The following is a 21,719-nucleotide window of genomic DNA, read 5'->3' on the forward strand; positions in this document are numbered from 1 at the left end:
TATGTTGCGTGTTGTAGTTTTATCATCATTCTTACTGTTGAGCTGTAATCCCAAAGCTCAGGATTCTTCAAAAGCAGATGAGTTGAAGGTTGAATTTTCTCTTCCTAAAAAACTGAAGGAAGTTTCCGGAATTGCTTTGTCTAAAAATAAAAAAACGATTTGGGCAATTGAAGATGCAGGTAATAAGAATGTAGTCTACGGTTTGGATCCGGAAGGAAACCAAATTGCAGATGTTTTGGTAGAAAATGCTGAAAACCATGACTGGGAAGATATTACGACAGATTCAGCAGGAAATATATATATTGGTGATTTTGGGAATAATGATAATGACCGACAAAATCTTTCGATCATTAAAATTGATCTGAATAACGAAAATCAGACATCCACGAAAGTTATCCAAACTACAACATTTCATTACGAAGGTCAGACTGAATTTCCACCAAAAAAATCCAACTGGCTGTATGATTGTGAAGCTTTTATAGAAAAAGACGGCTACTTTTATTTGTTTACAAAAAACAGAAGCAAAGGCTTTGACGGAACTTTTCTGGTGTTTAAAATCCCGAATCAGCAGGGTGATTTTGAGGCAAAACTTGTTGGCAGATTAAAACTTGAAGGAGGATATAATGATGCTGCGATTACTTCGGCAGCGATCAATTCAAAAAATCAGATTGTTCTTTTAACCCACAAAAACATTCATGTGGTAACAGGTTTTACCAAAGATGATTTCAATGCGGCTACTATTCAGAAAATATCTTTAGATCATAATTCCCAAAAAGAAGCTGTTGTATTTATTGATGATAAAACACTGATGATTGCCGATGAAAAGGATAAAAAGGAAGGCGGAAATGTGTATCGGTTTGGATTGTAAGATATAAATAGTTTATTTTCACAACTCTTAAAGCGAATCATGAAACAGCTATTCTATTTTTTATTTATTTTCAGTCTAATTTCCTGTGGTGGAAATGATTCTTTGAACGAAGATATTCCACAAAATAATCCTTCAGATTTAGAACCGAAAAAGATTCTTACCTATCTTGCAGAACTGCCAGTTTCAACAAATTTTAATCCTGATTGGTATTATGAGTTTTTTTACGAGAACGGACGACTAAGAAGAATGAATGGACGATTGAGTAAAGTCGATACAGGATCTTCCAGTTTTTACCTTTTTTATAATGATAAGCAAACTAATATTACTTATACCGCTAACCAAGCTACAGTTCAGTATGATGAGCCTCAAAACGGAATCAAGAAAATTGTTTACAGCTTTCAAAATAGTAAACTTATAAAAGCTGAAATCTATAATACTCAGGATGAAGTTTATAAGGTTAAAAACTATTCATACCAAAACAATAAGATTTTAATCCATACGAAATGGTATACATGGGATACTTATGAAACCTATTTTTTTGATGCAAATCAGAATTTGGAAAAAAGTGAAAAACTAGATCTTTCAAATAGTATTGAAACAAAACTAACGACGACTTACTATATGAACTTCGATCAGTCTGAAAATCCTTACAAAAAGCTTTACTTAATGAATGATAATTTCTTCGTCAAGAGTTTATCAAAAAATAATTACAGAAAAATTAGTTATTTGGTTCAGGATCTCCAGAATCCTCAGTATACTCCAGGTTCAGGGCATAGTGAATGGACGTATCAGTATAGCTCTACTGGACAGGTTATTTTGTATTAAATAAATCATAAATAAAGAGGAAATCAAATCTTGATTTCCTCTTTATTTATTCTAAAAATTCATTCCAAGACCACCGGAAATTCTTCCGCCATCTTCTCCTACAAAGTACTGAATTTTGGCGGAAAAAGATTCCAGAATATTTAGCCAGAAACCTGCACCTGCACCCTGATGCCACTTTCGGGAATATTCATTGTCGATCCAGACTCTTCCAATATCATATCCTACTAAAATTCCCATATTTACCGGAACGATATTATTTTTTACCCTTCCAAAATCCCATCGTATTTCCGAATTATTGGCAAGGTAAGATTTACCTGCAAATCTTTCGTTTCTGTAGGCTCTCATCGCATTATTACCACCAATTGCAGCTGCCTGAAAAAACTCAAATTGATTATTGTTGATCATCATGGCATGAGTAGAATTGGCAAAAACAAATTTTCCTTTCTTGTCAATTCTGTGAAAGAGGCTCATTTTCCCGGAGAGTGCAGCAAAATTTCTGTCGAGTTCCTGAAGATTGGTTTTCCATCCTGCATTGATAAAAAATTCCATTCCCAATGTTGGAAAAGCATTGTTATCAAAATTTTTGAAACTGAAGGTATAATTGGCTCCTCCAAATTGCTGGTCGTTAAAAACTTCGGGTCTTACCTCATCGGAAACAGCAATAAACCGGTCATCATTTCTCTGCACTTTGGAGTTTTCAAAACTGAGCTGAAACTGGTGTCTGAAACTCAGCCAGCTGGTTGTAGAAACAGAAGGCGCAAATCTGAACTGCGAAATTCTCACCCTGTTATAATTTCTGTCATCTTCGTCAGTGTTATTAATGCTTTCATTTCCTAAGCCAAAAAATGTTCTGGCAAAATATGGCGTGGTGTAGGAAGCATCAATCCCCGCATCCCATCCAAAAACAGCTTTTTTGAAAATCCCTTTGTATTTGAGATTAAACCCTCCTGTTGCAGTATAAAAATTGGCACTGAGACTATGTTTCTGAGTAAAAGGATCTCTGATAAAATTATTGACGGTATAATTGGCTACAAATCCCAGAATTACTCCGTCGTCGGGATTAAAATTAGCATTAGGATATCCTGCCACAAAATTGTATTTCGGATGTTTCCAGTTATAAGTATTGATGTTATAATCGTCTGTTATTCTTTTAGAAGTGTTTTTGGTGTTGTATGTATTCTTTTGTGATTTAAAATCATAGATCTTCACTTTGCTTCCGTTGGAAACCTGGTAAGTATCATGATTATAGCCGCCGATGAGACGAATGGTGGTTTTAGACTTTCCGTTTCCGGAAACTTCATAGATATCATCTTCTTCAAGCCCGTAAATCCAGAGTTCTTTTGTCTGCTTTGAGTGATAAACTTTTTCAAAAACCAGCTCTTCAGATTGATCTTTATTGAATTTGAATTGCTTTACTTCTACAGAATCTTTATGCTTTATAATGACAAATTTGTCACGGTTCACAGTTCCTGCTAAAGGAACTTTTTCCTGGAGAATGTGATAGTAGTCATTGGCATACACGTGTACTTTTTCCTTTCTGAGCTTTAGTTTTCTTTTAATATCAGCAAGAGTTTCATCATGCACTTCTTTGGGAAGGTTATTGAACGCTTCATCAATATCTTTATCAGAAAGGTTTTGCTGAATGTATTTTGCCTGATTTTCCCAGTCTTTTTCATAAGAGTCTTTCAGGAAGATTAAATCTAAAGGATAAGGCTCCATATTCATCCACCGTACATTTTTGATGTCATCTTTAAAAGACTTCATGTGGCGGATCATCGGGATATTCATGATGATTTTGAAAGCTGCTCCATCGTAATTGCTGAACGCCTGATCCCGGTCTTTAGGAATCGGTTTGTAGATGATCTGGTCACCTTTTTTATATTCTGCCCATTTCCATTGATCTTCGTGACGGTCCCAGTCACCGATCAGCATATCAAAAATTCTTGCACGGATATACGTCTCTTTATCTACAGAATATTTGCTGTCTTTACGCATGTTTTTCAGTACATCTGCCGTAGAAAGTATATCTGAAGCGTTGTCTAAATACTGCAGCGTCTTTTGGTCGGAAGAAAACCGCTCTTCAATCATATAAAGCTCATCACCGTAATGCTCGTTATACCTTCCGAGAGTTTTTTGTTTCGGAATAAAATACAGTTTCGGATTGCTGTGAAAAAGCCCGATTTTATCAGCCATATTATTGACCGCAAAACCGGTGAACGGATGATTGGTCGTATAAAAGTCAAGAAGAAATCTCTCAGGGAAAGTATTGGTAAGTTCGTTTCCGAAAGTGTTTTTCTTGAAAGCCTGTGCGTTGAGAAAACGGACAGCACTTTTTTTAATTCCGCGCATCACAAATTCCTGCCCGTCATGAGCTTTAAGACGAAGACTGTTTGATTGGTTTCCTCCGCCTTCTCTGAAAGGCGTAAAACCGTCATTTAAAGCAGAAAGATCTCCAACCTCAGCTTCAATGGGCATTGCGTAGTATTTTCTGTAATGATTTCCCCAAAGCCAACGGTAAACCCCACCTCTTTGAGTAAGCTTTTCAGGATAAAGGGTTGAGATCTTACTGTCGGGAAGTTTGTCAGGAAAATTGTTTTCAAAATCTTTAGGTTTTTCGATCACCGAAATTTTGGTAAGTTTTTCAAGTGTATTATTTCTTGTAGAGAAAAATTCGACTTCGGAGCTGCGATCTTTTTTTAGATTCAACACCGCAAAACCACTTCCTCCATAAGAAAAGTCGGTGTTTTTTACAATTGTGGAAGGATCTGTTTTTGAGCCGGCGCCGCTGATAATCTGGCGGATGTTCCTGTCCTGATGATACTGCAGATTGTGATCGTGCCCGGAAACCAGAATGACATTATCCTTATCCTGAATAATGCTTTTGATCCTGTTGGCAAAATCAGTATAATGTCTGTTGCTGAGATCTTCCATGCTAACTCCGGAAGAACTTCTCAGAATATTGATTAATGTAGTAATTCCCGGAATTGGAATCTTCCCTCTGAGCGGAAAAAGTTGAGATTTTGCCGAATTGAAACCTGCATGAACTCCCGAGCTGATTACCGGATGATGAAGCGCAACAATAATTCTTTTATCCTGATTTTTTATAATTAAATCTTTAAACTCTGTGTAAAAATCTTCCTGTGTTTTGATGTCGCAGTTTTTATTGATTCCCGGATATTTGTCCCAGTCAACTAACGACCATTCAGAATCTATGACGATAAGCTTGATGTCTTTTGTTAAGCTGATATCATCAATAGGGCAGGAGTTTTTAGGGAGAAAAGATTTCTTGTCTTTCAGGTAAGACTTTACAAAATCTTCCTGTGCCTTCAGACCTTCCAGACCGTGATACCAATCGTGATTTCCGGGAATTACCAGTGTTTTTCCCTTAAAATCTTTAGTAATGGCAAGCTGGTTTTCCATTTTCTGCTTTGCCAAAGCATATCCTTTATCTGATTCTTTTGGCATTCCCAAAGGATAGATATTATCGCCTAAAAAAATGACCATAGCATTCTGATCTGCTGAATCTAATTTGTTTTTGAGAAGCTGCAATGTCTGCTGAGCCTGAATTTCTTCTGCATTTCCGGCATCACCAATGAGAAAAATTTGAAAGTCATTGGCAATTTCTGCGCTGTTATTTTGTATCTCCGGCAAGTTTTTTCCCTTTTTTACGTTATAGGTAGCGCAGGATATAACAAGTGCCGAGAACAGGGTGAGTTTTACAAGTGCAGAAAGATTTTTGAGAATATATTTAGAAGATAAATTCATACATTTACAATTAGAAAAATTTGGTGATGAACATATTAGACAAGGCTAAAAATTATGTTGAAAATTTATTCAAAGATAAGTTATCTTCAGTATACTTTTATCACAATTTTATCCATACCTCTTTTGCGGTCAGCAAAGCGGAAGAAATTATAAAACATACCGGAATTTCTGATGCAGAAAGAGAAAAAATAATTCTTGCGCTTTGGTTTCATGATGTAGGATTTACCGACTGCAATGCAGAAGGACACGAGAAAAGAAGCGCAGAACTCATGAAAGATTTTCTCCTGAAAGAGCATTATCCGCAGGATTATATTGAAGAGGTTTATCAGCTTATTCTTTCCACCGAAAAATATTATCAGCCTCAGAATATATCTGAAAAAATAATGAAAGATGCAGATTTCAGTCATTTTGCAAGTCCGTCTTATCATGATACTTCCGAAGCCTTACGAAAAGAGTGGGAACTTACGGGCGAAACCTGCTTTTCTAATGATGAATGGAATGAGCTAAATATTGATTTCTTGAAAAATAAGCACCAGTATTTTACCGATTACGCTAAAGAACACTGGGAACCGCTGAAGATGAAGAATGTAAAAAAACTTGAAAAAAAGCTGAACAAAGAAGAGAAGCAGAATAAAGATAAAGAAGCAGATAAGAAAGATCCTAAATCTGACAGAAGTATTGATACCTTATTCAGAGTTACTCTCAACAATCACACCCGCCTGAGCGATATTGCCGACAGCAAAGCCAATATATTACTTTCAGTAAATGCCATTATTATCTCGGTCTGTCTTTCTGTATTGGTTCCGAAGCTGGATACTCCTAAAAATGTGCACCTGATTATCCCCACATTTTTATTGCTTTTTTCGAGTGTGCTTACCATTGTTTTTGCCATACTTTCCACAAAACCGAATGTCACCAAAACTCAATTTACACAGGACGATGTTGCCCAGCGAAAAGTAAATCTTTTGTTTTTCGGAAATTTTCATCAGATGCTTTTTGATGATTACCAGAATTCTATGCGCGATATGCTGAAAGACCGTGAGTATATCTACGATTCTATGATCAAAGATCTGTATTTTCTGGGCAAGGTTTTAGACAGAAAATATAAATTGCTTTCGATAACCTATACTATTTTCATGGCAGGAATTATTATTTCTGTGCTGGCTTTTGGGTATGCGTTTCTGAGCTTATAATTCAGGTTTTAAACAAAAAAACATGGCTCTTCGCCATTTTGTGTGGAAATTATTTTATTTTTATAATGGCAATTTTACTCAATTTTAGAAAATATTCTTGTATTTCTTTTTTAAACGAAGTGCCTTTGTTTAACTTTAAATAATACGAGTGTATTTCAAAAATACTTTGTTTATCCTTGCGATATTTATTAATCGCAATGGTAAACAAAGATTAGTATTGGTGAATGTTTAAAATAATTTTAGGATAAACAAAGGCGTAAACTTATCAATGGAATACCAAAATTGAAGAACACAGAAAACAAAATCCATAGTTTTTGGCGAAGAACAAAAAACATCCGCATTAATTTTTAACTAATGCGGATGTTTTGTATATAGAAGCCTGTTCCTTTTTATGCCTGTGGATTTTCGGGAGCAGGATTAGTTGAACTGTCGGTTCTGTTGACCAGCAGCCTGTTGTACTGATCGGTAAGAGCATTGAGCTGATTGATCACTTTCTCATAAGGAGAAGGCGGAGTTTCTACCAGAAGATGAAGTGCATCAATTCGGTCACGCAGGGCGTAATAGGCAGCATTGGTTTCTTCTCTTTTCATTTTGATGGTTTCCGGACTGGCGTCACCATATTCCTGCGTTCGTGAAAGGTATTGGGTGTTGAATTCTTCATTGGCGGCTTTCAATTCGCTTACCCATGATGCAAGACCGAAAGACGTAACGGCAGCAGCAAGCTCGGGTTTGTTTTCCCAGTCGCGCAGGAGATTGTTGAGGGTTGCGGTTTCTGCCATATAATTCAATCTTGCGATACCGCTGCCGTACAGCTCCATATTAGAGAGGAGCAGCTTTGCATTTTGCTGCTTTTCGGTTTCAAAATGGTAGGTATTGCCGAGCAGGAAATAATAGATACCGTTGATGGCGCTGTCCCTTCTTTCATCAAGCTTTAGCAGCTCCTGTGTTTTTTCGCTGGCAAGGGCTTTTTTGTACAAGGCTTCAAGCTCAGAGATTTTTGCCGTAAAGGCAGAGAGTTTTGTGTCAATCCCAAGCTGTGTAGGGTTATTCAGGTTAATGATTCCCAGATAGTCTTTTACATACTGCAGATATTCTGCGTTGCGGAGTAATTTTAATTCAATTGCATTCATATTTTTAAAATATTATGTTTTGTAGTTGAGGGAGAAATGTTGTTACGCGGGTGGGTCAGCCTTTCCCGATTACCGGAAAGTCTGCCGCAGGGGTGCGTGGAACTTTCCCGGTTTCCGGAAAACCTGTTGCACGGGTGCAGGATCCTCTCCGGAAGGGTGTTTTATGATTTGCTGTCCTGCGACCGGCTTTTCCAGAATTCTACCTGCTCTTTCAGCTCTTTGATGCGCTCTTCGTATTGCTCGACCAGTTTTTCAGGAAATTGATTTTGATAGATGAAGCCATTATTTCCTCCTTGAGTGTTATCATAATTAAATGAAATAGAATCGCCACTCAGAAAATCGAGTACACTGGTCTGCAGTGCCTGTGCAATGCTTTCTACCTGCTGAAAATCGGGCTTGCTTTTATCGTTCTCGAAATTGGAGTAGGTCTTTTGCGAAACCTGCAGCAGATCGGCAAGATATTCCTGCGTAAAGTTTTTGCTGATTCTCGCTTTTTTCAGTTTTTCCCCTAATGTCATAGCACCGTGTATTTTTTTCAAAAGTACATAAATTTTCTTTTAGTAAAATAATACGGAAACCAGTAATTTTCTTCCGTTTGTTTTTTAGATTTTTGTCACATATTTGCAGCGTAATAAAAAAATTATATCTTTAACCATTCAATTTTTCAGCACATGATGAAAAAACATTTATTTCTCAGGCTCTGCCTGATGCTCTCAGTCGGTTTCTCGGTGTTCTCCTGCCGCACAGACCTGCTTCCTGAAGCAGATACTTATGAAAACGGAGCGAAGTTCCATCTCACCTCGAAAAGAATTTCCCTCAGTGAATCCGTACACCGGGAACAGCTTTCAGCCGGTCTGGAAGAGGCGCAAGCCAGATTCAAAGAAATCGGAAAGGTAAATCTGAGCGGGCGGACGGTAAACTATGCCAACGGAGTTTCTATCAATACCAAAAGCGTGATCTATATAGAGAATGGAGCCAACTTCCATACCTATACCTTTCATATCGAAAGACAGAACGCACCTGCCGATGCGCCATTAGAAAATCTTTTGCTGGTGCCGGAAACCGATGGCAGCTATAAAGAGTTTCTGGTGACCTATGCCCTTACTGCACAGGAAAAAGAAAAAGTAAAAAACAGGGAGCCTGTAAACACGAAAGGAAAAACCACGATTACAGAACTGGCAAAAGGTAGTTTTAACCCGGGAGGTTCTCTTCTGAATGCAAGAACTACCTGCAGCTGGACTGATGTAACCATTGTTTATGGCTGCAGCCAGATCAATAAATCTACAGGTCAGTCTGTACACAACGAAACCAATATGTCTGACTGGCACAACTGTACAGCAGAGACCAAACCAATGGCAGTTACTGCAGGGGTATGGAACTGTGTGCCGGAGAAGGAAGACAACTACCTCAGCCCGGGGAGCGGAAGCGGAAGTGGCGGTCCTGGTGGCGGAGAAAATACAGATGCCGGAACGCCACCCAATCAATGTACTTCTATAGCCACAGATCCTACACAGATAGGTTTGGTAGACGCTGACGGTTGTATTATCGGTATGCCGAGCCAGCCGAATAATCCTGACCAGCAGGATGATAGAACTCCTTGCCAGATATTAAAGGATAATGCTGAAAATCCTGAGATACAGTCTAAAATAGATACGCTAAAGAAATATGTAGATCCCACAAATCCTAAAAAACATACACATGAAACAGGGATTACCATCACCAAAAGAGGAGAACTTTTAATACATAATGTGTTTGATAAGCCCATTGATATTGGTGTAGCGGGTGCCGTAACGGTGGAAATAATGCATAATACCTGGGATATTCTTGTAGCGCACAATCATTACGAAAATACTTTCCCGGTTCCGCAGTTTGGCGATATACAGGATCTGTATGTGGGATATAAAAGATTGGCTCCGCCAAGAAGAAATACTTATGTTGCCTACACCGTTAATTTTAATGGTACGGAATATGCGTTCAGGATGAATGATACAACGGCATTGGATGCACTGTTTGCCGGTCTTCATCAGGGGCAATCCTCTACAACAGATGAAGATAAAGTAGCTCGTGGGAAAGTTTATAAAATTTTTAAAGCCAATGGATTTAATCCCAAAAAAGATTATTCTGAGTCTAATGCATTAAAAATACTAATGAATGTATTAAAGGATCCTGATTTAGGCAGCGGAAACAGTGTACATTTGTATCGAAAAGATAAGAATACTAAGCGTTGGGCAAAACTTAAATTAAACCCTGATGGAACAGTAGGGCAAGATGATTGTCCGCTATAATCATTAACAGATAAAATCAACAATATGAAAATGATAAATAAATTAATATTAATAATAATTACAATATTTGCCATCTCTTGTAAAAGCCAAAGTAATATCATAGATCTTGTAAATAGATGTAATTATCTTCCATTAGATAGAAAAAGTGGTAATACGTACTTAAAAGATATAAGCAATATTTACATTCCATACGTAGGAACTTGGAAATGGTCATCAGGAAACAAGGAAATGACCTTAGTTTTAATAAAACAAACTAAATATCATTATTACAACAATACAGATAATTACTATGAAGACCGCTTGGTAGGCTATTACATTTATAAAGAAAATGGAATCATAATAGTAGATACCTCAACGGATAATCTTGAGAGCGATTTTGACTTAAATGTTTCATTTGATATTACTTGCGATTCAACAGTAAACACTGCCATGTTTATAGATGTGAAAAAAGAGAAAATGATTTCTGTAGGATTAGAAATATTATCCCCAACCCAAATGAAATTTGATGGTGAGATAGACCAGCATAGTTCATACATTAATGGAGATAAGCAAAGGACTTTGTACAGCGGTTCTACTTTTCCTTTACAGATGATTTTTACGAAGCAATAGATTAAAAAGCAAGCTAGAATTTTTAACCGTAAGATTTTATATTTTACGGTTTTATATTGTTTAATGATTACCAAATAGGAAATGGAAACGGTGTACATTTGTATCGGAAAAAGAAAGACAGTAACCAATGGGCAAAATTAAAACTGGAAACCAACGGAGAAATTGGAGAAGATAAATGTCCTTTATAACTTTAAAACAGAAAAATAATGAATAAAATAATTTTAATACTAATAACTATTGTGTCTTTATCCTGCAAGGGGCAAACAAATATTATCAATCTCGTAGAGAGATGTAATTATACTGATTACAATAGTTCTGATGGTAGTACTTATCTAAAAGATGAAAGTAATATATTTAATCAGTATACAGGAACCTGGAAATGGGTTTCTGGAAACAAAGAAATGACTTTAGTTCTAATGAAACAGACAAAGTTTCATTATACACAACATACATTTAACGTTTATGAAGACCGTTTGGTAGGGTACTATATCTATAAAGAAAACGGGGTTTTAATAGCAGATACTTCGGGAGATGATCTCCAAAGTGATTTTGGTCTGAATGTCTCATTTAGTACAGAATGTGATACTCAATTGGTAGGTACAGCTATGTTCATAGATGTGAAAAAAGAAAAAATGTATACCGTGATGCTAGAAAAGTTGTCCCCCACTCAAATGAAGTTTAGAGGTAAAATAGACCAGCACAGCTCATACATTAATGGGGATAAACAAAGGACTTTGTACAGTGGTTCTACTTTTCCTTTACAGATGGTTTTTACGAAGCAGTAATGAGTAAATTAATTTTAATGCTAATCACTATTGTGTCTTTATCCTGCAAGGGGCAAACAAATATTATAGATATTGCTGATCGATGCAATCATCTTCCCTTGGAAAGAAATAACGGAAGTACCTATATGAAAGATATAAGCAACGTCTATGCTCCTTATGTAGGAACCTGGAAATGGTCATCTGGAAATAAGGAGATGACTTTAGTACTAATTAAACAAACAAAGTTTCACTATACACAACACACTCACAATTATTATGAAGACCGTTTAGTTGGGTATTATATTTATAAAGAAAATGGAGTAGTTTTAGCTGATACTTCAGGAGATAATTTACAAGATGATGTCGGTATAGCTGTTTCTTTTGATATTTCTTGCGACTCGACAGTAGACACAGGTTTTTTTGTGGATAGAAAAAAAGAGAAAGTAATTTCTGTAGTTTTAGAAATATTATCTCCTACTCAAATGAAGTTTAAAGGCAAAATAGATCAGCATAGTTCTTATGTAAGCCCTACAAAGCCGAGAACTTTGTATACTGGTTCTACTTTTCCGTTGGATATGGTTTTTACAAAGCAATAGATTAAATTAAGCTTAAATTATTAACCGTAAAATTTTATATTTTACGGTTTTATATTGTTTAATGATCCCCAAATAGGAAGTGGAAATGGAGTACATTTGTATCGAAGATATAAAATCACTAAACGTTGGGCAAAGCTTAAATTAAATGCAGATGGGACAGTGGGACAAGATGATTGTCCTTTATAACTTTAAAATTAAAAAAAATGAATAAAATTGTTTTAGTATTTTTAATAGTATTTTGTTTTTCTTGTAAAAGTCAGACAAATATAATTGACATTGTGAATAGATGTGATCATACACCTATAAATAGAACAAACGGTAATACATATCTCAAAGATATAAGTGGTTTATATTCCCCATTTGTTGGCAGCTGGAAATGGTCGTCTGGAAATAAGGAGATGACATTAGTACTTATAAAGCAGATAAAATTTCATTATAACACAACTTCTGAAAATTATTATGAAGATCGTTTAGTTGGATATTATATTTATAAAGAAAATGGTGTAGTGGTAGCCGATACTTCTGGAGATAACTTGAACTCACCCTTTATTAATGCTATGTTTAGTGCTGACTGCTTTTCTCAAGTAGGAACAGCCATGTTTATAGATGTTAAAAAAGAAAAAATGATCACCGTAATGCTGGAAAAACTTTCTCCAACACAGATGAAGTTTAGAGGGAAGATAGACCAGCATAGTTCTTATGTAAGCCCCACAAAACCGAGAACTTTGTATAGTGGTTCTACTTTCCCGCTGGAGATGATTTTTACGAAGCAATAGATTAAAAAGCAAGCTTAAATTTTAACCGTAAGATTTTAAATTTTACGGTTTTTTATATTGTTCAATGATTCCAAAATAGGAAATGGAAACGGCGTACATTTGTATAGGAAAAAGAAAAACAGCAACCAATGGGCAAAATTAAAACTGGAAACCAACGGCGAAATTGGAGAAGACAAATGCTCTTTATAACTTAAAAATAGAAAAATGAATAAGATAGTTTTATTAATAATAGCAATTTTCACATTGTCTTGTAAAGCGCAAACAAATATTATAAATTTTGTTGAAAGATGTAATCACAATTCGATAAATACGAGTGATGGAAATACATATTTGAAAGATATAAGCAACGTCTATGCTCCTTATGTAGGAACCTGGAAATGGTCATCTGGAAATAAGGAGATGACTTTAGTTTTGTTAAAGCAAACAAAACATCATATGAATGAATCTCCGTTCAATTATTATAAGGATCGTTTAGTTGGCTACTATATTTATAAGGAAAATAGAGTTGTGATAGCCGATACATCTGGAGATGACCTTCAAAGTGATTTTGGAATAAGTGTCTACTTTGGAATTTCTTGTAGTTCAAAAGTAAATACAGGAGTTTTTACAGATGTCAAAAAAGAAAAGATGATTTCTGTAGGATTAGAAATATTATCCCCAACCCAAATGAAATTTGATGGTGGGATAGACCAACATAGTTCATACATTAATGGAGATAAGCAAAGAACTTTGTACAGTGGTTCTACTTTTCCTTTACAGATGATTTTTACGAAGCAGTAATGAATATGAAATCACTCATTCTTATTTTTCTTTTTCAGTGTATATTTTTGTTCGGTCAAAAGTATGAGCAATATGATCAGATTTTTTTCATAGGTGAAAAGATTAAAACTAAACACTTAGAAATCAAGAGAAGTTATAAGCTTTATCAATCAAACAGAAAAGATTGTGTAATCGATAAAGATGATAATTGTTATCCAGAATCTACCCAAAGTAATTATTTCAGAATGGCAACAGAATCGTATTCTACTTATAAAATTATCAAACTGATTAAAGGTAAGTATGATAAAGATACCATTGAGTATAGGAGTATAAGGTATCATGAAGAACTTCCTATTTTTGAAAGTCAGGAAGCAAACAAAAGCAAATATGCACTAATTGGCGTATATTGGTCAGGAGGTAAATGGTTCCAGTCTTTTGCAGAGAAAGTATATCCAACAAAAAACAATCGGTGGATCTTACCATATAAAGATACTTACCCTTTTATCAATTATGAAAAATTATTTCCCGAGAAGTTAAAAAGATCAGAAAGGGTTAAAATTATAACTGACGATACCTTTTATAATACAGAACATTATTCCAAACCCAATTTAGTAAAGCCATACTATAAGAAGAAAGAAAAATATGCAGTAGTAACTAATGCCTTTGTTTTCTAGAGAAAGTTATATATAACTTTTACATGAATTTATTTTTCCCAGTAGAAAAGATTTTCATAAAGCATAAAGTAAGCTTAAATTATTAACCGTAAGATTTTATATTTTACGGTTTTTATGTTGTTTATAATACCTAAATTATTTTGTGTATTACGTATAAAATCTACTGACAACTTCTTTAGTTCAACGAAACCCTCAAAGCAAGCAGTCCTGAAATTCCTTGCAGATCTTCTACCTTCAGAAATTCGACATCATTTTTCAGAATGTTTTGTTTTTGAAGGGCATTGATGTATTGAAGGTATTCTTTTTGGTTTTCCATTCCGAAATATACAATGACGATTTTCCCTGGTGCGGTGATTCTTTCCTCGCTGCCTTTGATGTGGGCTTTGTCAAGTCTTTTTTTTATGATTTCGTAGTAAGAATTATAAGCGCCGTCTACATCAAATCGTTTTTCGTCCATTCGGAAACGGATGTCTATTTTTTCGTTATAAACAAAAACCAATGATGCAATATCCAGCGAAATCGGAAGAGATGATTTGAATTTTCTGAACTCGGCTTCCATTTTGCAAATGGTTTCCAGCTGCCAGAAACGGAGCTGATTCAGATATTTTTGTGAATAGTCCAGATTGGGTGCAATATTTTGACCGATGTACAGATTATGCTCAATTCCGTCAGACTTAAAACGCTCGTAATAATGCGGAAAAATCTCCTGAGCTGTAGTTTGCCTATTGTCTAAAATGTCCGCAAGCTTCCGGTTGACTAGTGTTATTGATTCATCAAGATTTTTTCGTTGGTGATAAAAAAGCTGATTCTGAGTGTTGATCTGCTTAAAATAAGTTTTGATATTTTCTTTAATTTCTGCTCTTGGATCAGTTTCTACTTTTGCCTGTAGATAGGGGTGGATTTCATCCTGAAGAAGACGTTGAAATCTTTGTTCAGTATCGGCTTTAATTTCATTATTCAGTTCGTTTTCAAAAATTTCAATTGCTAGAAGGTATTTTTCAGAATCTGAATTGATCGTTGTAAACAATGCATACAGTACATCAAGCTGTGCATTGAGATCTTCTTTCATCAGGTTAAAACGTTTTTCAGAAGAAGAACGAATGTCTGAGAATCCAAAAAGAGGCGACAGATTTTTGAACGAAATTTCTTTGAGTGTATAGATTTTTCTAGACAAAACAGCATTGAAGTATTTCTCTGCTTCATTTCTGAACTTCCAAACGACACTGTCATGAATGGTCGTGTATTCTCGCTGAATAATAGCTTCAATCTGGTTATTTCTTTCAGAGTTGAAACGGGAAACCGAAAACAGAATCATTTCGGTAAAAAATTCAATTTTTTTAAGTTTTAAACCATTCAGGCTATTCGGCTGTGATGAGGTAAACTCCATAATTGCCATCAGTTCGCCGTTTTTCATAATCGGAATGATGATAAAACTGTTTACATTCGCCTGCTTCAATAGCTGAAAAGACGGCAGTTTTTTGATTTCTTCATCCATCTTGTCAACGTTGGCAACCACGATAGGCTTCGAGTTATAGCTTATGTTTTCAAGAGTAGTTTGTCTTATTTCTTCATTGAATGTTTTCAGCCAGAAATCGAGAATGTAACTCGTAAATACATTTTCGTAAATAGGAACGTTTTCGAGTTTCCTATCTTTTTTATTGTAAATCATCAATCCGAAATTAAGATCGGGAACATCAAAGTAAGATTTGAAGATTTCCAGCAGATTTTCGTTAGGTTGAGGATTTTCAATATCAATCTCAATCATGGTTGATTTCAGATCTGATAAGGCTACTTCTGATGTGCAGTCTACAAGTGAAATAATCGCAAAACCGCACATAACCCAAGACTTCGGAGGAAAATGTTTTTTCCAGAGAGAAATATCATCCATGTTTTCCAGAAGCATTTCTACAGTATCCAAATCAGGAATCTGTGTATCTTCCTGAGGATAAATATCCGTAAAATCTGAATTGACTGTTATTTTATAATGCTTCATGATCCCGTACTTATTGGGAATGTCATAATACAGCGGAAGACTGGCTTTGAAATCTGTATTGTAATGAACCTGAAGAATAATGCAGCAGCAGAAAATATAAAATTCGTTTTGGTTAATATCTCTTAGCTTTATCTCAAAATCTGTTCCTGCATCGGCAAGTATATTTTTAAATCTCTCCGTATAATTGAAGGTTATATCAGCCAAAGGAATACTTGCAGCTTTAATTTCGTTATGAGTAAGACCGGTAGGAAAGAGATCTGCAAGAAGAAGCCTTATCAGTTCAGAATGTTTTTCCAGGAGGGAAAGATCCTGAAAACCCTCTCTCAGTTCCGGAAATTTTTTAGTTTTTTCGATTAAAGATTCGGCATAGTTGGCTCTGTATTCCAAACGGTCATTGTACCTGATATGTTCCAGAACATCCAAATATTTTTTGAATGAAATGAAAATCTGAAACGGAGTATCTTCTGTGTACAGTTCTGCCAAACCTGATTGTTTTTGTGGCACAAAGTTATAAAAAAAGCACAACCCGATGGCTGTGCTTTTGTTTATTTTAAAGGATTTCTATAATCCGAACTGCTTGGCAAACAGATCAGGGAAGATACCCAGGATAACCAGTGAAGCAATAATTACAACGGCTACAATATTGTACGTAATGGTGACTCTTTCTGTTGTTTTAAAACTGGATTCTTTGTAGAAAAACATAGCAATAATCAGTCTTAAATAATAAGCAATAGAAATCGCCGAGCCTAGAACAGCTACAATAACCAAAAAAGTATTATCGTCTTTTGCTAAAGCCTGTGCAAATAATGAAAACTTACCCATGAACCCTGCAGTTAATGGTATTCCTGCCATTGACAATAAAGAAATGGTAGCAACCACAGCTAAAAGCGGTTCAGATTTAGCCAAGCCTTTAAAGGCTCCGTAAGATGTTTCTCTTTTAAGTTTTTCAACCCAGATTAGACACATGAAAACTCCAACGGTAGCTAATGAATAAGCGAATAGATAAAAAGCTAAAGTATAGGTTGATAATGCATTCATTCCAAAAAATACCAAACCAATGTAACCGGCATGAGAAACAGAAGAATATGCCAGCATTCTTTTAGCATTAGTCTGTGCAAGACCCATTACGTTTGCCAACAATAAAGTGATGATTAGAAAAACGCCTAAAATATGGATCCATTCGTGGGTAATGCCGGAGAAACCGATGGTCATTAATCTGAATAATGCGAAAAAACCAGAAATTTTTACCACACTTGCCATGAAAGCCGTAATCAGTGAAGGTGAACCCTGATAAACATCCGGACTCCACATGTGGAAAGGTGCTAAAGCTACTTTGAAAGCCATTGCGCATAGCATTAATACTGCACCAAGAATCAGCATTCCGTTTTTAGGATTTACTGTACTGAAATCCTGTATTCTGTATAAATCAAATGTTCCTGTGCTTCCGTAGATAAATGCAATTCCCAGCAATAAAAAACCTGTGGCAAACGCTCCCATCAGGAAATATTTTAAAGAAGCTTCGTTTGATCTTAGGTCTGTTTTGTTAGCTCCCGCCATTACGTATAAAGGTATAGACAGGATCTCAACTCCGATGAACAAAGTAACTAAATTTTGAAACCCGAATAATACGAAACCTCCGCAAAGTGCAAAAAGCATCAGCGCATACAATTCTGACTGGTGATTTCTGTGGTTGCTGAATGCAAATCCTCCAAGGAAGAATAACAGCAAAGTTGTTACAATAGAAATTTTTGTAAATAAAGCTGTATTAGCTCCGTATTCATACATTAATCTGTATTTTTCAAAGAAAGAAGCTTCCGGTAAAAAACTTACATACAAGGCGATGATTAATCCAAAAATCCCGATGTATCTTGCGAATTTTCCTTTTTCAAAAACTCCCGAGAATAGTGCAGCAACCGCTGTAAGGAAAACAATAATTAAAACACTCATAATTTATATTTGAGATTTGAGATGCGAAATTTGAAGTTCAAGGTTCAGAGTTTAAGGTTTGATACCTTTTACTTTTATCTTGATTCTTTAATTCCTCTCTCTTAATTCTTTACTCTTTAAAATTAATTAACCATTGATGAATATACAAACTTCAACGAACTTCCTACCATATCAATAATCGGCTGAGGAAATATTCCCAGAAGAATTACAAATACTGCAATACTTGCCAGTACAGAAAATTCTACAGCTGACAAATCTTTAGCCGTGCTTAAAACTGCTGCATCACCTTCACCAAACATTGCTTTACCATAAAATCTCAAAAGATAAACTGCACAAAGAATGATCGTTAAACCAGCAATTACTGAAGCTAAAACATTAAAATCAAAAACAGACTTAATGAGGATAAATTCACCAATGAATCCATTAGTCAACGGAACTCCCATTGATCCCAAAATAATCAAAAGGAAAAGTACAGCAAATTTAGGAGCTACTTTTGCAAGACCTCCCATTTGTCTGATATCTCTCGTTTTAAATCTTTTGTATAAAATATCAGCACAGAAAAACAATCCTGCTACGTTTACACCGTGAGCAAATGTCTGTACCAAAGCTCCTTCAGCACCTTCAATGGTAAATGTTCCTCTTAATGTAAGAACAGCTGAAGCAAAAATACCGGCAACCATCAATCCAACGTGTGAAAAAGAAGAATACGCAATGATTCTTTTCATATCATTCTGAATGATGGCAATTAAAGCTCCATGTACGATTCCGATAATAGCCAGAATAATTACAATTTGTCCGGAAATTCCTAATATCGCTGTTGGAGTGATAGGCAATAAATATCTTATTACTCCATAGATCGCCATTTTCAGCATAATTCCTGATAAAAGCATAGATCCCTGAGTAGGAGAGTAAGTATAGGTATCCGGCTGCCATGTATGGAAAGGGAAAACCGGAAGTTTTACTGCGAATGCAAAGAAAATAAACCAGAATACTACAATCTGTTGAGTTTCGTTAAGATCCGCATTGTAAAGATCTGTCAAACCAAAAGAAGCGGAATGAATTCCTACATATATAATTCCAGCCAGCATAAACAAAGATCCTACAAATGTATACACAAAGAATTTTGTAGTAAATTCAAATCTTTTGTTTTCTTGTCCCCAAAGTGCTGCAATGAACCAGATCGGAATTAATGTTACTTCCCAGAAAATATAAAATAACAAACCATCTAAAGCTGTAAATACTCCGACAAGACCAAATTGCATCATCAGAATCAGCCCGTAAAATGAGTTTTTGTAGCCAGTGTTTTCGTTAAATGATGATAAAATAATTAGAGGCGAAAGAATGTTGGTCAGCAGCAAAAGAAGCATACTCATTCCGTCTATTCCGAAACGAAGGCTGCTTTTTATAAATTGTGACCAGGGATAATTGATTTCGTGCTGCAAAGTACTATCAACTGTCGGTTCAAAACTGAAATCCGAAAGCACATAAAATGTAAGCAGCATCTGTATCAAAGCAATTCCCAACGCCAAATATTTGCTGGAAGCATTTTTCCAAGCAAAAACTAATCCCGAACCTACAAGAGGTAATAGTAATAATGTTAATAGTAAATAAGACATTATTGTAGTATAAAGTTAACAATCAGTATAATTCCCACAGCTAAAGTCATGATAAGAACATAGTTCTCAACATTTCCGTTCTGAATACGCTTCATAGATCTACCGCTGTCTTCAGCACCTTCTCCTATGTAATCTACAAAACGGTCTAGAACGCCTTTATCAAACATTTTTCCGCCACGCCCAAGTCCTTCAAAAGTTTTTACAATCAAAGCATTGTAAAGCTCATCCACATATAATTTCTTGGCAGAAAGTTTTTCCCAGCCGGTGTAATCTTCTTCTGCTTTTGCTACTTTCTTTTTGTTGACATAAATGTTTTTAACAATAAACCAAACGGTAAAGAACATTAAAACTGTAGCTCCTAAAAGAATCATTTCGGTATTAAAATCAACACCCGAAAGAGTTGCTTCCATTTGTTTGAAGCTTTCTTCTGTTAAAACAGGTTTCAGCCATTCCATCAATTTAGCATAATGACCGTGACCTATAAAGTGAGGAAGATTAATAAAACCTCCTACTACGGAAAGTACTGCCAGAATAATCAGAGGTAAAGTCATGTTCAACGGACTTTCATGCAAATGATGTTTTTGCTCTTCTGTTCCTCTGAATTCTCCGTGAAAAGTTAAATAATACAGCCTGAACATATAGGTTGCCGTAACAGCAGCTAAAATAAATAACATAACCCAGTAAATTGGATTTTTAGCAAAAGCCGCTACTAAAATTTCATCTTTAGAAATCATCCCTGATAATAATGGGAAACCTGAAATTGCCAATGTTCCGATAAGGAAAGTAATGTGTGTAAGAGGAATATATTTCTTTAAACCTCCCATGAAACGCATATCCTGTTCGTTACTCATCGCATGGATTACAGAACCAGCTCCCAAGAATAATAGTGCCTTAAAGAAAGCATGCGTCATTACGTGAAACATTGCTGTTGCGTAAGCACCAAGACCTAAGGCGATAAACATAAAACCAAGCTGCGAAACGGTAGAATATGCCAAAACTTTTTTGATGTCGTTCTGACGAAGAGCGTAGAATCCCGCCAAAGCTGCGGTTAAAAATCCTATGAGTAAAATTCCGTCCTGAACAGTTGGTGCTAAAGTAAATAAGAAGTTTGATCTTACAACCAAATAAATACCAGCGGTAACCATCGTCGCTGCGTGAATCAACGCAGAAACAGGAGTAGGACCCGCCATCGCATCCGGTAACCATGTATATAATGGAACCTGAGCTGATTTACCGATTGCTCCGATAAATAAACTTGCAGTAATAAAAATAATGATATTGCCGTCCAATTCAAATTTAGCAGCGTTTTGTGCTACCGAAATATAGTCTACAGAGTTGGTCTGAGACGCGATCATAAAGATTCCAATCAATAGACCAAGGTCACCAATTCTGTTCATGATAAAAGCCTTTCTTGCTGCCTTACCATATTCCTGATTAGTATACCAGAATCCGATTAATAAATAAGAACAAAGACCTACACCTTCCCAACCGATGAATAAGATCATGTAATTGCTTCCCATTACCAAAAGCAACATTGAGAAGATAAAAAGATTCAGATAAGTAAAAAACTTATAAAAACCTTTGTCATGGCTCATATATCCGATAGAGTAGAGGTGAATTAACGACCCGATTCCTGTGATAATCATGACCATCATTAATGACAGCTGATCAATCTGAAAACCAAAATTAATCTGAACTCCGTTTACTCTGAACCATTCAAAAGCTTTAACGACAACTGCCGGACTTTCTGAGTCAAAATTTAAAAATAAGCTTACCGCAATACAAAAAGAAGCAAAAACTGCTGCTGTTGCCAAACTTCCGACTACGATCTTTGGAAGATTTTTGCCAAAAAGTCCGTTGATAAGAAAACCTATAAGTGGTAAAAGTACTATTGCATAAATTAAATTCTCCATTCTTTC

Annotated in this window: 18 protein-coding genes; 11 read left to right on the forward strand and 7 right to left on the reverse strand. The window is 35.7% G+C overall.

The annotated features are described in order from the left end of the window. Position 1: 1 nt before the first annotated feature. Together AC0NBN_RS00620 and AC0NBN_RS00625 are read left to right on the forward strand one after the other, a co-directional pair. Positions 2-868: an NHL repeat-containing protein gene (locus AC0NBN_RS00620; protein WP_160812430.1), complete on the forward strand. Its 867-nt coding sequence runs from the start codon at positions 2-4 to the stop codon at positions 866-868. A 39-nt stretch (positions 869-907) separates the two neighbouring features. Continuing rightward, positions 908-1,693 (forward strand): hypothetical protein, encoded by a 786-nt coding sequence (locus AC0NBN_RS00625; RefSeq protein ID WP_160812429.1) that lies wholly within the window; start codon positions 908-910, stop codon positions 1,691-1,693. 51 nt (positions 1,694-1,744) lie between these two features. On the opposite strand, the gene AC0NBN_RS00630 is transcribed toward AC0NBN_RS00625, so the two are convergent. Continuing rightward, positions 1,745-5,458 (reverse strand): metallophosphoesterase, encoded by a 3,714-nt coding sequence (locus AC0NBN_RS00630; RefSeq protein WP_160812428.1) that lies wholly within the window; start codon positions 5,456-5,458, stop codon positions 1,745-1,747. Positions 5,459-5,484: 26 nt separating this feature from the next. Here AC0NBN_RS00630 and AC0NBN_RS00635 point away from each other — a divergent pair, with 26 nt between their 5' ends. Continuing rightward, entirely contained in the window at positions 5,485-6,651 is a 1,167-nt protein-coding gene (locus tag AC0NBN_RS00635; RefSeq protein WP_160812427.1) for a Pycsar system effector family protein, read from the forward strand. A gap of 389 nt (positions 6,652-7,040) precedes the next feature. Here the strand turns inward: AC0NBN_RS00635 and AC0NBN_RS00640 are convergent, their stop codons facing one another. Together AC0NBN_RS00640 and AC0NBN_RS00645 are read right to left on the reverse strand one after the other, a co-directional pair. Next, a complete protein-coding gene (locus AC0NBN_RS00640) occupies positions 7,041-7,781 on the reverse strand; it encodes a DUF6261 family protein (protein ID WP_160812426.1) in 741 nt (246 codons plus the stop codon). 161 nt (positions 7,782-7,942) lie between these two features. Continuing rightward, positions 7,943-8,320: a helix-turn-helix domain-containing protein gene (locus AC0NBN_RS00645; RefSeq protein WP_474466449.1), complete on the reverse strand. Its 378-nt coding sequence runs from the start codon at positions 8,318-8,320 to the stop codon at positions 7,943-7,945. A 132-nt stretch (positions 8,321-8,452) separates the two neighbouring features. On the opposite strand from AC0NBN_RS00645, the gene AC0NBN_RS00650 reads away from it, so the two are divergent. The 8 genes from AC0NBN_RS00650 (at position 8,453) to AC0NBN_RS00685 (ending at position 14,244) form a co-directional block, all read left to right on the forward strand. After that, positions 8,453-10,066, forward strand: a complete 1,614-nt coding sequence (locus AC0NBN_RS00650; RefSeq protein WP_160812425.1) for a hypothetical protein — start codon at positions 8,453-8,455, stop codon at positions 10,064-10,066. A 30-nt stretch (positions 10,067-10,096) separates the two neighbouring features. Beyond that, complete coding sequence (locus tag AC0NBN_RS00655) at positions 10,097-10,675, forward strand: DUF6705 family protein (RefSeq protein ID WP_474466451.1); 579 nt, start codon at positions 10,097-10,099, stop codon at positions 10,673-10,675. Positions 10,676-10,731: 56 nt separating this feature from the next. Then, complete coding sequence (locus AC0NBN_RS00660; protein ID WP_474466453.1) at positions 10,732-10,863, forward strand: hypothetical protein; 132 nt, start codon at positions 10,732-10,734, stop codon at positions 10,861-10,863. Positions 10,864-10,881: 18 nt separating this feature from the next. Beyond that, positions 10,882-11,460, forward strand: a complete 579-nt coding sequence (locus AC0NBN_RS00665; RefSeq protein ID WP_474466456.1) for a DUF6705 family protein — start codon at positions 10,882-10,884, stop codon at positions 11,458-11,460. 17 nt (positions 11,461-11,477) lie between these two features. Further along, positions 11,478-12,035 carry a DUF6705 family protein gene (locus AC0NBN_RS00670; protein WP_160812422.1) on the forward strand — a complete coding sequence of 186 codons (558 nt, stop codon included), beginning with the start codon at positions 11,478-11,480 and terminating at the stop codon, positions 12,033-12,035. A 203-nt stretch (positions 12,036-12,238) separates the two neighbouring features. Then, on the forward strand, positions 12,239-12,811 hold the full coding sequence (locus AC0NBN_RS00675; protein ID WP_474466459.1) for a DUF6705 family protein: 573 nt from the start codon (positions 12,239-12,241) through the stop codon (positions 12,809-12,811). A 204-nt stretch (positions 12,812-13,015) separates the two neighbouring features. Further along, a complete protein-coding gene (locus AC0NBN_RS00680) occupies positions 13,016-13,591 on the forward strand; it encodes a DUF6705 family protein (RefSeq protein WP_474466461.1) in 576 nt (191 codons plus the stop codon). Between the two features lie 5 nt (positions 13,592-13,596). Next, complete coding sequence (locus AC0NBN_RS00685; protein WP_160812419.1) at positions 13,597-14,244, forward strand: hypothetical protein; 648 nt, start codon at positions 13,597-13,599, stop codon at positions 14,242-14,244. 175 nt (positions 14,245-14,419) lie between these two features. Here AC0NBN_RS00685 and AC0NBN_RS00690 read toward each other — a convergent pair whose 3' ends face one another. The 4 genes from AC0NBN_RS00690 to nuoL all read right to left on the reverse strand — a co-directional run bounded on the left by AC0NBN_RS00690 (position 14,420) and on the right by nuoL (position 21,713). Then, positions 14,420-16,720, reverse strand: a complete 2,301-nt coding sequence (locus AC0NBN_RS00690) for a GAF domain-containing protein (protein ID WP_160812418.1) — start codon at positions 16,718-16,720, stop codon at positions 14,420-14,422. Positions 16,721-16,798: 78 nt separating this feature from the next. Then, complete coding sequence (locus AC0NBN_RS00695) at positions 16,799-18,184, reverse strand: NADH-quinone oxidoreductase subunit N (RefSeq protein WP_143884780.1); 1,386 nt, start codon at positions 18,182-18,184, stop codon at positions 16,799-16,801. Between the two features lie 122 nt (positions 18,185-18,306). Then, a complete protein-coding gene (locus tag AC0NBN_RS00700) occupies positions 18,307-19,800 on the reverse strand; it encodes an NADH-quinone oxidoreductase subunit M (RefSeq protein WP_160812417.1) in 1,494 nt (497 codons plus the stop codon). Further along, the gene (gene nuoL / locus AC0NBN_RS00705) at positions 19,800-21,713 is read right to left on the reverse strand and encodes an NADH-quinone oxidoreductase subunit L (RefSeq protein WP_160812416.1); all 1,914 of its coding nucleotides are present in this window, start codon (positions 21,711-21,713) and stop codon (positions 19,800-19,802) included. The genes AC0NBN_RS00700 and nuoL overlap by 1 nt, the downstream gene beginning before the upstream one ends. Positions 21,714-21,719 lie beyond the last annotated feature (6 nt).

The sequence above is a fragment of the Chryseobacterium sp. L12 genome, assembly GCF_056133985.1.